We start from the raw sequence: 16,160 nt of genomic DNA on the forward strand, positions 1-16,160 counted from the left end.
ATTTTCATTAAATTATGAGAACCATATGCAACAAATGCAAAAATATTGGCATTGTTTAAGTAACAGCCGGTAAGAATTCAAATTTTACCAAATTTATTTTGGTCATATCACTTGTTGTTTCATTTTTTATCTCCATATTCTATCTATTAAGCAATATTAGATTGTGAAATATTTTTACACTATTTCAATATAGTAAATTTAGTCATCAGAAACGGTTCAAAATATGTAATATTTTAGTAAAATAACCTGACTTTTTTTAATTATTGCAATAATGTAAAGACCTAAAATTAAATGACAATGGCGACTGCAATTATGATAAATATTTTATTAATTGATGATGATATTGAACTATCACAAATGCTTAGTGAATATTTGACTAATGAAGGTTTTAATATCAAAAGTGTTTATTTGGGTAAAGATGGTATTGATGAAGCACTATCAGGTAAATATCGCGCAGCAATTTTAGATGTGATACTACCAGATATTAATGGCATTGATGTTCTTAAAAGCATCCGTCAACAATGTAATATGCCAGTGATTATGTTAACAGCAAAAGGCGATAATATTGATCGAGTTTTAGGGTTAGAATTAGGTGCTGATGATTATATTCCTAAACCTTGTTATCCCCGTGAATTATTAGCAAGATTACGTGCTGTTTTACGACGTTTTGATGAACGTTCAGTTGAAATAGTTGATGATAAAAAATACCATTTTAATGGTTTGACGTTAGATCTACCACAACGATTATGTACTTGGAATGGACAAGTTATTGACTTAACTTCAACCGAATTTAATTTATTAGTTTTATTGGTAAAGTATAGTGAGCGTGTGGTAACCAAGGAAGAATTGTCAGAAATTGGGCTTGGTCGAGCTCGAGAACTTTATGATCGTAGTGTTGATGTTCATATCAGCAATATTCGTCAAAAATTACATCAAGTTGCACAAAATGATGTAACAATTGAAACGATTAGAGCGGTCGGTTACCGTATTCGTTAACAACCTAATAGGCTTGATATGAATCGTCGATTATTTTGGAAAATACTCATTATATTTGGAGTTATTTTCTATCTTACTTTCCAATTAACCTGGATTGCATTTTCTATTTATGTAGAAAATAAAAATCAAAGATTCCTTAATCATATGCCGACAAAAGTCGATATGATTGCCCAGTTATTACATGTTGCAGGTGAAGATGAAACACTTAATTTTATAGCACATATGCCTGAGCGAGAAAGAGTTTTATTGTCAATAAAATTAGTTTCTCCACTAAATGATCAAGTTAATATTTTGACAGATGAGTTAGAAACACCAACTTATGCTTATCAACGCATGGCTGTAGCACCTGACGGAACACTTTATTCTGTTTCATTTAAGGAAGATAAGGATGAGCGTGGTAGAAAAGCATTGTTCAATATGCCAATGCTAATTGTGTTAATGGGAATATGTGTTGGTCTTGTTTTTAGTCTTTTTTTAGCATGGAATTTAACTAGGCCAATGAGGCTATTAAGACAAGGTTTTTTCAGAGTATCTCAAGGCGATCTTTCGGTCAGATTATTCAATAAATTAAAACCTCGCCGCGATGAGTTAAGTGAGCTAGGTAAAGATTTCGATATGATGGTTGAGCAACTTAATATCTTGATCTCTGATCGTCAATCTCTCCTTCATGATGTTTCTCATGAGCTTAGAACGCCACTTGCTCGTTTACAGCTAGCAATTGGACTTGCTCAACAAAATAAACAAAATATTGATACGGCTTTGGCTAGAATAGCGTTAGAATCAGAACGATTAGATCAATTAATTGGTGAAATTCTAAATTATTCTCGTGCTGAAATGAATAATCGTACTGATGAATATTTTGACTTAAAAGACTTAATAAGAGTAGTAATCAACGATGCTAACTATGAGGCTAATCATCAATTAATTGATGTACATTTCATTTCATCATCTATTACTCATTCAATTGTTAAAGGTAATTCAGAACAGATACGCCGCGCTGTTGAAAATATTATCCGTAATGCCATTCGCTTTTCAAAAGCTGAGCAAGCAGTAGAGGTTTCATTAAAAGAAACAGGCAAGTATTTGCAAATTGAAGTTAAAGACCGTGGACCAGGTGTTGAAGCAAATAAATTATCTAGTATTTTTGAACCATTTGTCCGAATTCAATCTCCACAATTAGGCAAAGGTTATGGTTTAGGGTTAGCAATTGCTAGAAAGACTGTCATTATGCATAACGGTACTATCCAAGCAAATAACCGTGATGGTGGTGGACTTGTTGTGACAATACGTTTACCTTATTGGAGAAAACGTTAATAATAAAAATAGATTAATAACAATCAGTATTAACTGTTAATACATACTCTTTAACTAATCCTTCCAGCTTGATTTTATCGTGACCCATAAAATTTAAGTTTTTCATAATAGCATTTGGATCGCTTTCTAATATAGCTTTATATTGTGCAATATATTGGCTAGCGATCGGTTTGTATGACCAGTGCCATTCTTCCGGTTGATATCCTCCTTTTCTTCCATCATTAAATGCTTGGCAAAACCCATATTTAGGAAGATTTTCTTGCAGCCATTTATAAAGAATTATGCCTTTTTTATCATATCTAAAATATTCTGAAGAAACACTCGTAATATCGATATCTGTACCCCAATGATGGCGAGATGTACCTGGCATTGATGAATATTTTAAGATCTGTTTCGCTATTTTTTGCGGATCATGGAGCTTAGCAGACAATACATCCCATTTCCGCTGCCAAATACCATTTTGGTAAGTGTAACTCCTCGTTGCGCTTACTACGATAAAAGGAATGTCTGGATGAACTTTTTTAAAGTCATTATAAGCCTTTATAAGTTGTCCAGTTGGCTCTTTCTGCAGGTACATGCCTTTTTTATTAACAGGCAATATAGTTGAGTCCAATGCGATAAAATCACCGTCTTTTTTTTCATCAAACTGCCCGATCAATTTATTTAATGGGATTTGTTTTGCCATAGTAAAAGTAGAAAATAGAAGTAACGCTAAGTTTAAAGCCAAAATGCCAATTTTTTTAAATATTATGGATTTTTTCATCTTTTGGTTATTGCCAATATTCTATTAGCCAGATTAAGTTAAAAACAGTATAATCCTTTTCTTAAAAATTGAAATAGCCATAATGTGTAAAAACGAGGCCTTATGTTAACACCATCTACATCTTCTAACACGTCTGTTAATTGTTCAGGCGCTACAAATAAAATGAATCTTAATACAACTAATCTTCCAAACGAAAAAATAAATTTACTCAATTTTACACGCCAGCAATTAAGAGAATTTTTTATTTCGCTTGGCGAAAAGCCTTTTCGAGCCGATCAAGTGATGAAATGGATTTATCATTTTGGGATAGATGATTTTGATCAAATGACCGATATTAATAAAAAGTTACGTGAGCAACTAAAAACTTTAGCTGAAGTTAAAGCACCAATGATTGCAATGGAGCAACGCTCATCAGACGGCACAATTAAATGGGCACTTGATGTTGGAAATAATCAAATGATTGAGTCTGTTTATATTCCTGAGCGTGATCGTGCAACATTATGTGTTTCATCACAAGTTGGTTGTGCATTAGCGTGTAAATTCTGTTCCACAGCTCAACAAGGATTTAATCGAAATTTAACTGTCTCTGAAATTATTGGTCAAGTATGGCGCGCATCAAATGCCATTGGTGTAACCGGTAAACTGGCTGATAGGCCTATCACCAATGTTGTTATGATGGGGATGGGAGAGCCACTACTTAATTTATCTAATGTGGCACCAGCTATGGAAATCATGTTAGATGATTTTGGTTATGGTTTATCAAAAAGACGTGTAACACTATCAACGTCAGGAGTTGTTCCCGCTTTAGATAAACTAGCTGGTATGATTGATGTAGCATTAGCAATCTCACTCCATGCACCAAATGATACTATTCGCAGTGAAATTATGCCAATAAATGAAAAGTATAACATGGCAATGCTACGAGATTCTATTTTACGCTATCTTTCTACTTCAAATGCCAATCATGGTAAAGTAACAATTGAATATGTATTACTTAATCAAATTAACGATGGCGTTGAGCATGCCCACGAGCTGGCAAAATTTCTTAAAGATGTACCTAGTAAAATTAATTTAATTCCTTGGAATCCATTCCCTGGAGCACCGTATGCTCGCTGCTCTAATACACGCATTGACCGTTTTATGAAAACTCTGATGGGATACGGTTTTACAGTAATTGTTCGTAAAACACGTGGTGATGATATTGATGCAGCATGTGGGCAATTGGCTGGCGAAGTTGTTGACCGCACCAAAAGAACACTTTATAAAAAACAAAATCTAGTTCAGCAAACAATATAAAGATAAATCTTTATAAAGGAAGAATAGATGCAAAAATCGTTAATTATATCTAGCTGTTTTTTGATGGTGATACTATCGGGCTGTCAAACAAAAAACAGCTATGAGTTTGATCCTGAAAAGGCGGCTTTAGCTAGAATGCGACTTGGATTAGGTTATCTTGCTAAAGCTAATGAGTCAGAAGAAAATGTCAAAGCAGCACACTATAATCTTAAATTAGCGGCAAAGTATTCCCCAAATAATCCTCAAGTTATGTTAGCTATGGCAATGTTTGATCAACAAGTTGGCGAATACAACGAAGCCGAAATAATTTACAAACGAATTACGCAGATGCAACCAGGTAATGGATTATATCATGTGCATTATGGTTCTTTTTTATGTGGTCGGGATCGTTATCAAGAAGCAAAGCAGCAATTTCAGCAAAGCCTTGATTTAGATCGCCACCGTTGGAAAGCCGATGCTTATGAGCAATATGGCTATTGTGCTATCCAAAATAAAGATAAAAAAACAGCTGACTTAATGTTTAACCTACTTTTTCAATATGATGCAAACCGTCGAGATAGCGTCAAACAAACAGCTAAACTTTATCAAAGTAAAGGCGATATAAAAGTCGCAAATTATTTATTTTCAGTAACAAAAAAATAAATCATAACGAATGAATATTCAATAATAATTAAAGTAATATAATGTAAACCAAGAGTATATGTCATGAGTTTTTGGGCTATTTTGTTGTTAGCACTGGCTATGTCAACCGATGCCTTTGCTGTCGCTGTATGTCGTGGAGTTTCGCTTAAATCAACCCCATTTTTAGGGGCACTCAAAGTCGGGATTTTATTTGGTGTTGTCGAGGCTATTACGCCATTACTGGGTTGGTTAATTGGCTATATTGCACTGCAATATATAGAACAATGGGACCATTGGGTTGTTTTTACTGTCATGTTATTTTTGGGTATTAACATGATTTACAGTAGTTTTAAAAATTCTGATGAAGATTGCCAAGATGATAAAGGAGCCTCATCAAAAAAATCTTCTTTAATATTAATTTTTACAGCGATATCAACCAGTATCGATGCATTTGCTGTTGGGGTTGGGCTGGCATTAGCGAGCGTCAATATCTGTTTTGCTGCAACAATGATTGGGATAGCAACCTGTTTTATGGTTACCATTGGGCTATTGCTAGGCAATAAATTGGGATGTTTAATTGGAAAGCGAGCAGAATTTTTAGGTGGTTTGGTACTTATTGTGATTGGTATAATTACACTTTATCAGCACCTATTTAATTAATCTTTTCTGACGTCCATCTAGCATATTTATGTAATTATCCATGAACCGTTAACACCTAAAGATAGCAGTTTATGAAAAGCACTTCTATTTGCTCTTTTTTTAAATTTTACAAAATGTCATATCAAAACTATGTGTATCTTGATTATAACCTGCTTTGAATGTTCCTTTATCATGATGATTTTATAAATTGAGTAATCATCTGTTAATGATTAAGTTACAAATCTTTACTGGTTAACATGACCATTTTGTAGAATTTCTATATCAATTTATATTTTATATCTATCAATTAAATTTTATATTTTTATTTAGCTTTAACTAATAGTTCTCGGAAGGGGGAATTATGAAAAAAAACCATCCGCATCAGCGGATGGCTTAAGTTGATTTATATCGGTTGGATTATTGACGAAAATTACATCATTCCGCCCATACCACCCATGCCGCCCATGCCGCCAGCAGCACCTAAATCAGCTTTATCATCTTTAGGTAAATCCGTCACCATACATTCAGTGGTAATCATAAGACCAGCAACAGATGCAGCGTATTGTAATGCACTACGAGTTACTTTAGTTGGATCTAAAATACCCATTGCAATCATATCGCCATATTCTTCAGTGGCAGCATTGTACCCATAGTTACCTTGACCACCTTTAACTGCATTAACAACGACTGATGCCTCTTCACCACAGTTAGTCACGATTTGGCGTAATGGTGCTTCCATTGCACGAAGTGCAACTTTGATACCCACGTTTTGATCTTCGTTCGCACCGTTAAGTTCTGAAATTGCTGACGCAGCACGAACAAGAGCAACACCACCACCAGCAACAACACCTTCTTCAACGGCTGCACGGGTTGCATGTAAAGCATCTTCTACGCGAGCTTTTTTCTCTTTCATTTCAACTTCAGTTGCAGCACCCACTTTAATTACAGCAACACCGCCAGCAAGTTTTGCTACGCGCTCTTGAAGTTTTTCTTTATCATAATCAGACGTTGACTCTTCAATTTGTTTACGAATTTGTTCAACACGAGCAGAGATTAAAGACTCTTCACCAACGCCATCAATAATTGTAGTATTGTCTTTATTGATAACAACACGTTTTGCTTGACCTAAATCTTCAAGTGTTGCTTTTTCAAGCTCCAAACCGATTTCTTCTGAAATAACAGTACCAGCAGTTAAGATAGCAATATCTTGTAACATCGCTTTACGACGATCACCAAAACCAGGTGCTTTTACCGCAGCAACTTTAACAATACCACGCATGGTGTTAACAACTAATGTTGCTAATGCTTCACCTTCAACATCCTCTGCGATAATTAATAAAGATTTACCTGCTTTAGCTACAGCCTCTAAAACTGGTAATAATTCACGAATGTTAGAGATTTTTTTGTCTACTAATAAGATATAAGGGCTTTCTAATTCAACAGTTGCCGTTTCTGGTTTGTTGATAAAGTATGGAGATAAATAACCACGATCAAATTGCATACCTTCAACAACATCAAGCTCATCTTGTAAACCTGTGCCATCTTCAACAGTAATAACACCTTCTTTACCTACTTTCTCCATTGCTTGAGCAATTAAAGTACCAACAGTTTCGTCAGAGTTAGCTGAAATTGTACCTACTTGTGCAATCGCTTTAGAGTCAGCACAAGGAGAAGATAATTTTTTAAGTTCTTCAACTGCGGCTACAACTGCTTTATCAATACCGCGTTTTAAATCCATTGGATTCATACCCGCAGCAACAGCTTTTAATCCTTCATTAACAATCGCTTGAGCAAGCACGGTTGCAGTAGTTGTACCGTCACCTGCTGCATCATTTGCTTTAGAAGCGACTTCTTTCACCATTTGTGCGCCCATATTTTCGAATTTATCTTCTAATTCAATTTCGCGAGCAACAGAAACACCATCTTTAGTAATAGTTGGTGCACCAAATGATTTATCTAATACTACGTTACGTCCTTTTGGACCTAAAGTTACTTTAACTGCATCAGCTAATACATTAACGCCTTGAAGCATTTTGATGCGAGCGTCATTACCAAATTTTACATCTTTAGCTGCCATTTTCGTATTTCTCCTAAATTCTGTCTATCGTTTAATTATATGCCTATTATGATTGAACAATGGCTAGAATATCGCTTTCTGATAAGATAAGCACTTCTTCGTTATCGATTTTTTCAGTTTTAACGCCATATCCTTCATTGAAAATTACGGTATCACCCACTTTAACATCTAACGGCTGTACTTGACCATTTTCTAAAATACGACCATTACCAACAGCTAAAACTTCACCTCGTGTTGATTTACCAGCAGCTGAACCTGTTAAAACAATACCTCCAGCTGATTTTGATTCTATTTCTTTGCGTTTAATGATTACGCGATCATGCAATGGGCGAATTTTCATTAGTTATCTCCTAGCACTAATTTTAATTAAGATAATTATTAACAAAAATCATATAATTATGATTTTTTAATGTAGTGCACAATATATGGGGATATTTTAAAATTCTTCAAGAGAAAAAAATTAAAAAAAAGTCCAATTGATTATTTATTCATCACTCTTATGTTTAAACTCACCTTCAATAATGTCACTATCTTGCTCATGTGTTTGTGATGACGAAAATTTTGATGTTATTGGTATTTTTCGAATAATAAATTCCACAATATGTTTTTGAACATGGGGTATTAATAAAATGACACCTAAAATATCAGTTAAAAACCCAGGAATAAGTAAGAAAAAACCAGCAAAAAGTAAAGCTACACTTTTAATGATTTCATTTTTAGGACTTTGGTTATTTGCTATTTTTTGTTGCATGATACTAAGATTCTTCAAGCCTTGAGATTTAACTAATGAAAAACCAAGAATAGACGTTGCAATAATACAAATTAAAGCAAGAAAAACCCCCATTGTATTTGCAACTGTTATGAAAAAACTAACCTCAAAATAAACATAAATGAAAAACATAATAAAACCAATAAATCGCATATAACAATTCCTATAAGCATAGTGACATATTATTAGAAACTAACTATTAATATGAAGATTATTAGCTATTTTTCAACCAAACGGCACATTTTTTTTAAAAAATCTTACAAAAGGGATTGACGGATAATCACTAATCGTGTTTAATGTGCATCCATTGTTGCCCGGATAGCTCAGTCGGTAGAGCAGGGGATTGAAAATCCCCGTGTCCGTGGTTCGATTCCGCGTCCGGGCACCAATCACCAAATTCTAAGACCTGCTTCTAGCAGGTTTTTTTATGCCTAAAGCCTTTTAGGATAAGCCTTTCATCTTGTTTCACTACTCAACCGAATTCAACTGAAATTACCCCAAATCAAGTGGAAAATCGGATACAAACCCGGTTACATTTGGTTCGATAATGGCGTGTATCCATAAAATGGCTTTAAAGATTGTTTATAAAAGTAATTATGGGAAACTATTGCTCTTAATGAATATATTCAATCTGTAGCAGATTTAATTAACTTTGCTTTCAATACTTATGTAATATCAGCTACAAATATGATTTAGATGATAATACTACTATAAGGCTTACTTAAATCTTATAACAATTACTTATTAAGTTTTCCATGGTTTTACCTTAATGCATAAATTTTGTGAGCTATTTCACAAAAATAATGTAATATTTGCAATATAAATTCATTTATTGCATTTGGATAGTGTGAATATTCAAGAGTTAATACAAAAAATTACCGATATCACCATTTGGAAAAAAGGGGATCAACGAGCACCTCATAAACCATTATTGCTTCTATATGTACTATCACAATATAGACAAGGCCACGAGCGTTTATTTAATTATGGTACGGAAATTGAAGCTCCTCTTTTTGATTTATTGAATCGCTTTGGGCCACAGAGAAATCATTATTATCCAAATATGCCCTTTTGGCGTTTACAGAGAGATGGCTTTTGGCAATTGACTAATATTGAAAATTGTATTAATAACAATAAACCGAGTAAAGAACCAACCAGCAAGCAGCTTACATCATGCCAAGTTTATGGTGGATTTGATGAACCAACCTACCAATATCTAACAAAACATCCTCTTATTATTAATCAATTGGCTGAAAAAATTTTAAATCAGCACTTTCCCGAAAGTGTTCAGGAAAATTTAATCAATCAACTTGAATTTGATTTTACTGATTTTTACCGTCAACGAGATCCAAAGTTTAGACAGTTGGTGTTACGGGCTTACAACTATCAATGTGCTATCTGCGGTTATGATTTAAGGCATGACTCAGTTTCAATTGGTCTTGAAGCTGCCCATGTAAAATGGAAACAGCATGGAGGGCCTTGTATTGTAAATAATGGTTTAGCTCTTTGTTCATTACATCACTCCGCTTTTGATATGTGATCCTCGCCAAAATATTAGACAGTGCCCACCTCTATCATTTTTTCATTTTGGTAATATTGTTGTTCATATTGTTCAGGTGATACCCAGCCATTGGCTGAATGACGGCGTATCCGATTATAATAGATTTCAATATATTCAAATAGTGCTTTATTAGCCAGTTTCCTCCTTTTGTAGTAACAGTCATGAATAATATGTGTTTTGAGTGTATGAAAAAAACTTTCAATAACCGCATTATCAAAGCAGTTTCCTCTTCGACTCATGCTTTGCCTTAGCTCAAATTGCTTGAAATCAGTGCTGCCATATTGGCTTCCTTGGTCACTATGGATGAGTACATTTTTAGGAAATTGACGCCCAAATAAGGCTTGTTTTAATGTATTACACACTAAATGGCGGTCTATGTAGCGACTCGTTTGCCTAGCAATCACTTTTCGTCCATATAAATCGATAATCACCGACAAATATAACCAACCTTCACCCGTTTTAATATAAGTAATATCGGTTACCCATGTCGTATTCGGCTTATCAGGGTTAAATTGCCTATCTAACGTGTTGGGCGCAATATTGTGATAAGCCGTATCTGTTTTATACTTGAATTTACGTGCTGCTTTACTCCGTAATCCCAATTGTTGCAAAACACGGCTAATTGTCCTTTCTGAAACTTGATAGCCCGCTTCTCTTGCATCATGAAGCAGGCTTGGCGCACCCAAACGGGCTTTATGTTGCCAATACTGCTTTTGGATATACTCGCTGAGTTTGGTTGATTTGTTTGCTCTTTTTAACCAAGCATAATAACCCGATGAACTGACACCAAGTAATAAGCATATCCTAGTAACGGGATAGCAGATTAAATGATTTTTCATATAAGCGTACTTCAGCGTCTTGGATTGTTGATGAAGTACACATGCGCCTTTTTTAGTATATCATTGGCCATTTTCAGTTCTTTAATCTCTTTTTCTAACGCCATAATCCGCTGTTGCTCAGTTGTTAACTCTCGACGGCTGGTTTTATTCGGGAAAAGTTGCCTAATCCATTTATCTAGGGTTGATTTACCCACACCTAGATGGTTGGCAAGTTCGCTGATAGAAAGGTGTGCATTAGATAACGCATAATCCACTGATTGTTGTTTGAATTCGATACTAAATTTTTTGACCATGATATTGTAACTATCCCCTAAAATAGTACAGCACAAAAGTAGAAAATTCTCTTTATTAACCCACAGAGGATTTAAATATGAAAAAAATGACTGAACATCAGATTGTATCTATTTTAAAAGAAGCTGAAGCCGGTATTCCTGTCAAGGAGCTCTGTCGTAAATATGGCATGGGTAATTCAACTTTCTATAAATGGCGGGAAAAATACGGTGGTATGGAAACTTCGGACATCAAACGCTTAAAGGAGCTGGAGGCTGAAAACCGTAAGCTTAAACAGATGTTTGCCGAACTGAGCTTAAAATCCCAGCTTCAGGAAGAAATTATAAAAAAGCTTTAGTGCCCACAAAGGCACGTAAAACGTGGGCACAGCAACTAAAATAAAATCATTCAGTTACTATTACTATGAGTTGTGCCATTGTTGGCTTAAGCCGTTGTGCTGACTATTATCAACCTAAGTTACTGGATGATTCGGTGATTGTTTCGGTGTTGAATGCTATCACAGACCAACATTTACGCTGGGGCTTTCCCAAATGTTTTAATCGCATCAGAAAGCTTGGCTATAAATGGAATCATAAACGTGTTTATCGGGTGTATTGTGAATTAAAGCTTAATCTCAGGGTAAAGCGTAAACAGCGCATTCCTCCACGAAACCCAGAAAGGCTATCAGCACCCAATAAACAAGGTGAATGTTGGTCAATGGATTTTATGAGTGACAGTAGTCGTAATCAACGTCGCTTTAGGACATTCAATGTCATTGATGACTTTAATCGTGAGGCGTTAGGTATTGATATTGCAGTAAGCTTACCGGCAGTGAGAATTACCCGTTATTTAGATAAACTGGCCGAATATCATGGGTATCCATTAAAAATACGCGTCGATAATGGGCCAGAATTTACAGGAAAAACCTTTATAAACTGGGCTAAATCACATGATATAGCCATTGATTATATCCAGCCCGGTAGTCCTTATCAAAATGGCTATATTGAACGATTTAATCGTACCTATCGCACAGAGGTATTAGATTTATATTTATTTAATAATCTGGAACAAGTAAGAAAGGTAACCGAAGAATGGCTAACCAGTTATAACACCGAAAGACCTCATGAAGCACTAAATAATATGACGCCGATTGAGTATAAAACACTAAAACAGGCAGCTTAATTTTCTACGTGAGTTGTGTACTAGGTTTGGGGTATTTACAATATTATTTGTGTTTTCAATAGTTAAATTCAATTGTTTATACAGAGCAATTGACGTCTATTAATCGGCGTGGACGATCAAAAATAAAATAAGTATAGTGAGTTATTGGTTTTGTGTTTTATTTAGTGAATTATCTATAGTAATTAAGTGAGAATTTATTTTAATATATTTTGATGATAAAAAGAGGAAGGAGGAAAATCAGCAAACACTTCCTCTTTTTCTGAAAATAGTCATAAAAACCATTAACAGAATGCGCTGATGTGTGAGCACCATATTAGAATTTATAGTTAAAAACATAACAAAAATTTCTAAGTGCTATTCTGGACTGATTTTTAGCGCAACTTAGTATACCTCTCTAGAGTGTTTCACGTAAAGTTCTTTTAAAAAGTCAAAATTACTCCAGACAGTAAACCATTGTTGGATTTTTTTATGTTTTTTAAAATTACACATGTTGGCCAATAATGACACATCAGTAATTCCATAATTATTTTTCAATAGTTCTTCTTTTATATTTATATCTACATAGGGGCAAGATAATATATCCATCAAAAGCAATATTGATTCAGTGTCTCTCCTATTTTTGTTTTTAATTATTTTATTTTTAATTGAATTAACAACAATACTGTGTAGTTGTTTATATTTTTTCTTATCTTTTATATAAAACAAAATAGTAATTAAAGCAAAGTAGCTTAGATGCAAATTTTTATTTTGACTAAGATCGATATTAAAGTAGGAAGCGAGTCTTAATTCTGAAAATGAATATTCTTTCCCTAATTCTGCAACACTTAGTAATAAATAAATTGTTTCTATATGCGTATGTTTTTTTATCCGGTTTGCATCTAAAACTATACAAATATTTTCATATAAAAAATGCTCAATTATATTTTGGTTTTCTTTATTCAAATTTGATTTTTTTAAGAAAAATAGTACCTTACCTATAATTCTAGATAATCTTATTGTCGGGCTAACTTGAGGGTTGATTGTATACACAAAGAAAGTAAAATTTAAAATATTTCTTATAGATAAAATCAAATTTTCTTGCTTTTTATGTTGTAAACTTACTTTATTATATTTTTTAAAAATTAATTCTATTTTTCGTTCAATTATGGAAAGTGTATAGTTTAATATATTTTTATACTCGACATTACTTTCTTTGAGGATTATTTTAAAATCACGAATAAGGGTATTATTGTTAATATATATATTTCCTTTTGTAGTTTTTTCTTCAAGCAAATTTAAATTATCATTTTCAACTGTTTCTAACTTAAACTCTAATCTTTCATTTAAAATTGAAGATATTTTTGTTTTTGCTATGGACATTTCAGTAATGATAGGTTTTTGATAATCAATCAATTTGGATGTGTTGAGATTTAATTTATATTTGCGAATATTATCTTGAATCGTTTGTATTAAAATTTCCTTATGACTATTATTGTTATAAAATACAAAGTAATCATCAATATAACGGAAAATATTATAATTAACACCTTCGATTAGTCCATTATCCATCAAATTTTGTTTTATACTTAAATCGATGGATTGTAGTATTATTTCAGCAAATATTCTTGAGATTTCTGGACCAATAATTATTCCATTAGTTTCATTATAGTTACTTTCTTGCATTAATTTATCAAACGCACCAGCAAAAGTTTTAGCACTCAACGATATTGCTTCTTTAGTTTGTTTAAACCCATTAATAGCCCAAGAAATTGAGTGTGTATAAATGCTGTCAAAACATTTAGATATGTCTAATTTCATTAAATTATTATATTTTTTCTCTTGTTCATGAAATAATGAAGAATCATAGAATGCGTGAATGTTACTTACATCTCCATAAACAAAAAAAGATCTTAAGTTCTCAGACTCTTCTTCATCTAATTCTAAATTGGAATATGTATTATCAACTAGTTGGTTATAATGAGTTCTATCTTTATAAAAAATATATTGTGCAACTTTAACTGGTTTGCGGATAGAAAAAGAACTTAGTGAACAATAATAAATGATTAATTCTTTATATCTTTCATAAAAATCAATAATAATTAATTGTGTTAGGGGGTGAGGAATTGATAATTCACGGAATATATTGCTATGATGAGTTATTTTGAAATTATAAGGTATTGTATCACTATTAAATTTTTTATCCTTCTCATTATAAATACGATTATTTCCAATTTTTTCTAAAGTTGATTCAATTTTTAAGTTAAATAGAATTTTTATTAAAGAATCTAAGGCATCAGAACCGTGAATATTTATCCAACTTATTTTCTTAATGCCATTAGTATTTTCAAATTTTATTCTGTTTTTTAAGATGAAATCATAGAAGTTTTTATTATTAAATATTATTGGAACTTCGAATGGAAGAGTATCTGATAATATACATCTTTCTTTTTTATATTTTAATTTTATAAATTTATTCATACACTATACTTCCATAACTGTTGGATTTCTTTTATAAATTTTTTAGGAAAATTAACATAGATTTTTTCTTTAAATCCTTTTTTAAAAGAAAATGTTCTTAACTGAGTTTGAAGAGATGGATCAGTAATTAAATTTACTTTATTTTTTAAGTGGTTATCTAAATCTTCTAGTTGAGAATAATCTGTAATAAATTTATTAGAAAAATAAATACCAGTCATTACATTTTTTTTGTTATGAACTAAACGAGTATTTGATGTTAAATAACGTAATCTACTTTTTAACATGACATTTGCTTTATTAGGGGATTTTATAAATTGTCTAAAATAAGATTTAAAACATAGTTCGATTTTTTTTATATAATTATCGTATCTTTTTTGTGTTAAGTTTATTTTTTCTAAACTTCCACTTTTTATGTGAAATGTATAACCAAGATAGTCAAATGTCTTATTCTCATTATTTTTAATAACAACTTTTTTATTATTATTTAGTTTCAGTTGCTTTTTTCTAAGCTGGTCATTTATTATTTTAAGATATTCTTTTTCAATGATTTCATTTGTAAAATCACTTGATGGATTGAAAACAATAATAATATCATCTACATAACGGGAGTAATATGAGCATTCAGGGTGAGTTTTAAAGAAATCATCAAAACTTTTCATGTAATGTTCAGCTAAATAAGCACTTAATCCAATCCCTCTTGGAATACCTATTTTATTAGCATATTTTTTTTCTAAACATTCAAATATATAACATATAGTTTTTCTTGTTTGCAAGGATAATTTAGGGTCATCTTGGATAGTTTGGATAACATCAACTCTGGGAATACTTTCATAAAAAGATGAAATATCTATTTTGAATGTCATTTTGGAAAAACCATTCGATAAAATAATTTTTAGCTGTGATAACAAAAAATTTCGATTGGCTTGTTTAATAACATATAAGTTTTTTAAATTAAATTGCAATTGTTTAAGTAGAAAAAATATTTCAGGAGTATCGGTGTTAGCTGTATAAATATCCTTTCCTTTCAATTTATTATGACTTAGAGATACTTCATAATTATTTGATAGTATATTTAGACTAATATTTTCTAATTTTTTTATTAATAGTTCCTCCTTTTCTTTTTCAAATTCCTTTTTGATTTTTCTATAATACTTTAATGCGATCAATCTACCAAAATCATGTTTGTCCATTCTCAGATAATTTTTAATTTTCTTTTTTATACAACTTATTTTTTCTGTAAGAATTACGACATCAGGGAAATAAATTTTTTCGAGGTTATTACCTTTTCTATTTTCTAGATCGTATATTTTTCTAATGTTTTTTTCGGAAAATGATTGTTTTATCATATGCGGATCCTTAACTAATCTTAAAAGAGA

Annotated in this window: 12 protein-coding genes, 1 tRNA gene and 2 pseudogenes; 8 read left to right on the forward strand and 7 right to left on the reverse strand. The window is 32.3% G+C overall.

Annotated elements, in window-relative coordinates; genetic code table 11:
- Positions 1-315 precede the first annotated feature (315 nt).
- Both A9G23_RS06245 and A9G23_RS06250 read left to right on the forward strand, forming a co-directional pair.
- Positions 316-996, forward strand: coding sequence for a response regulator transcription factor (locus A9G23_RS06245; protein WP_065587049.1), 681 nt, complete (start codon positions 316-318; stop codon positions 994-996).
- Positions 997-1,014: 18 nt separating this feature from the next.
- A complete protein-coding gene (locus tag A9G23_RS06250) occupies positions 1,015-2,310 on the forward strand; it encodes an ATP-binding protein (protein WP_065586776.1) in 1,296 nt (431 codons plus the stop codon).
- Between the two features lie 13 nt (positions 2,311-2,323).
- Here the strand turns inward: A9G23_RS06250 and A9G23_RS06255 are convergent, their stop codons facing one another.
- Positions 2,324-3,073 carry a M15 family metallopeptidase gene (locus A9G23_RS06255; RefSeq protein ID WP_065586777.1) on the reverse strand — a complete coding sequence of 250 codons (750 nt, stop codon included), beginning with the start codon at positions 3,071-3,073 and terminating at the stop codon, positions 2,324-2,326.
- Positions 3,074-3,235: 162 nt separating this feature from the next.
- On the opposite strand from A9G23_RS06255, the gene A9G23_RS06260 reads away from it, so the two are divergent.
- From A9G23_RS06260 to A9G23_RS06270, 3 genes are all read left to right on the forward strand, one after another.
- Entirely contained in the window at positions 3,236-4,369 is a 1,134-nt protein-coding gene (locus A9G23_RS06260) for a bifunctional tRNA (adenosine(37)-C2)-methyltransferase TrmG/ribosomal RNA large subunit methyltransferase RlmN (protein WP_075508417.1), read from the forward strand.
- 27 nt (positions 4,370-4,396) lie between these two features.
- On the forward strand, positions 4,397-5,011 hold the full coding sequence (locus A9G23_RS06265; protein WP_065586779.1) for a tetratricopeptide repeat protein: 615 nt from the start codon (positions 4,397-4,399) through the stop codon (positions 5,009-5,011).
- 63 nt (positions 5,012-5,074) lie between these two features.
- The gene (locus A9G23_RS06270; protein ID WP_065586780.1) at positions 5,075-5,650 is read left to right on the forward strand and encodes a manganese efflux pump MntP; all 576 of its coding nucleotides are present in this window, start codon (positions 5,075-5,077) and stop codon (positions 5,648-5,650) included.
- A gap of 409 nt (positions 5,651-6,059) precedes the next feature.
- Here the strand turns inward: A9G23_RS06270 and groL are convergent, their stop codons facing one another.
- The 3 genes from groL to A9G23_RS06285 form a co-directional block, all read right to left on the reverse strand.
- Positions 6,060-7,706, reverse strand: coding sequence for a chaperonin GroEL (groL, locus tag A9G23_RS06275; protein ID WP_065586781.1), 1,647 nt, complete (start codon positions 7,704-7,706; stop codon positions 6,060-6,062).
- Positions 7,707-7,752: 46 nt separating this feature from the next.
- Entirely contained in the window at positions 7,753-8,046 is a 294-nt protein-coding gene (locus A9G23_RS06280; RefSeq protein ID WP_065586782.1) for a co-chaperone GroES, read from the reverse strand.
- 144 nt (positions 8,047-8,190) lie between these two features.
- Positions 8,191-8,628 (reverse strand): FxsA family protein, encoded by a 438-nt coding sequence (locus A9G23_RS06285; protein ID WP_065586783.1) that lies wholly within the window; start codon positions 8,626-8,628, stop codon positions 8,191-8,193.
- Between the two features lie 159 nt (positions 8,629-8,787).
- Between A9G23_RS06285 and A9G23_RS06290 the strand changes: the two genes are divergently transcribed.
- Together A9G23_RS06290 and A9G23_RS06295 are read left to right on the forward strand one after the other, a co-directional pair.
- Positions 8,788-8,863 (forward strand) — tRNA-Phe (locus tag A9G23_RS06290).
- Between the two features lie 459 nt (positions 8,864-9,322).
- Positions 9,323-10,012: pseudogene (locus tag A9G23_RS06295) on the forward strand (phosphorothioated DNA-binding restriction endonuclease); the annotation flags it as partial.
- A gap of 17 nt (positions 10,013-10,029) precedes the next feature.
- On the opposite strand, the gene A9G23_RS06300 reads toward A9G23_RS06295, so the two are convergent.
- A protein-coding gene (locus tag A9G23_RS06300) for an IS3 family transposase (protein WP_141674920.1) occupies positions 10,030-11,168 on the reverse strand; the annotation gives its coding sequence in 2 pieces (ribosomal slippage) (positions 10,030-10,922 and positions 10,922-11,168; 1,140 coding nt in all).
- A gap of 77 nt (positions 11,169-11,245) precedes the next feature.
- Between A9G23_RS06300 and A9G23_RS06315 the strand changes: the two are divergent.
- Positions 11,246-12,327, forward strand: a pseudogene (locus A9G23_RS06315) (IS3 family transposase).
- Positions 12,328-12,708: 381 nt separating this feature from the next.
- Here the strand turns inward: A9G23_RS06315 and drt3b are convergent.
- Complete coding sequence (drt3b, locus tag A9G23_RS06320) at positions 12,709-14,784, reverse strand: antiviral reverse transcriptase Drt3b (RefSeq protein ID WP_065586789.1); 2,076 nt, start codon at positions 14,782-14,784, stop codon at positions 12,709-12,711.
- A complete protein-coding gene (drt3a, locus tag A9G23_RS06325) occupies positions 14,781-16,130 on the reverse strand; it encodes an antiviral reverse transcriptase Drt3a (protein ID WP_065586790.1) in 1,350 nt (449 codons plus the stop codon). Before drt3a ends, drt3b begins: the two co-directional genes overlap by 4 nt.
- Positions 16,131-16,160: the final 30 nt, after the last annotated feature.

It is taken from the genome of Gilliamella sp. App4-10, assembly GCF_001690495.1.
GTDB lineage: Bacteria > Pseudomonadota > Gammaproteobacteria > Enterobacterales > Orbaceae > Gilliamella > Gilliamella apicola_G.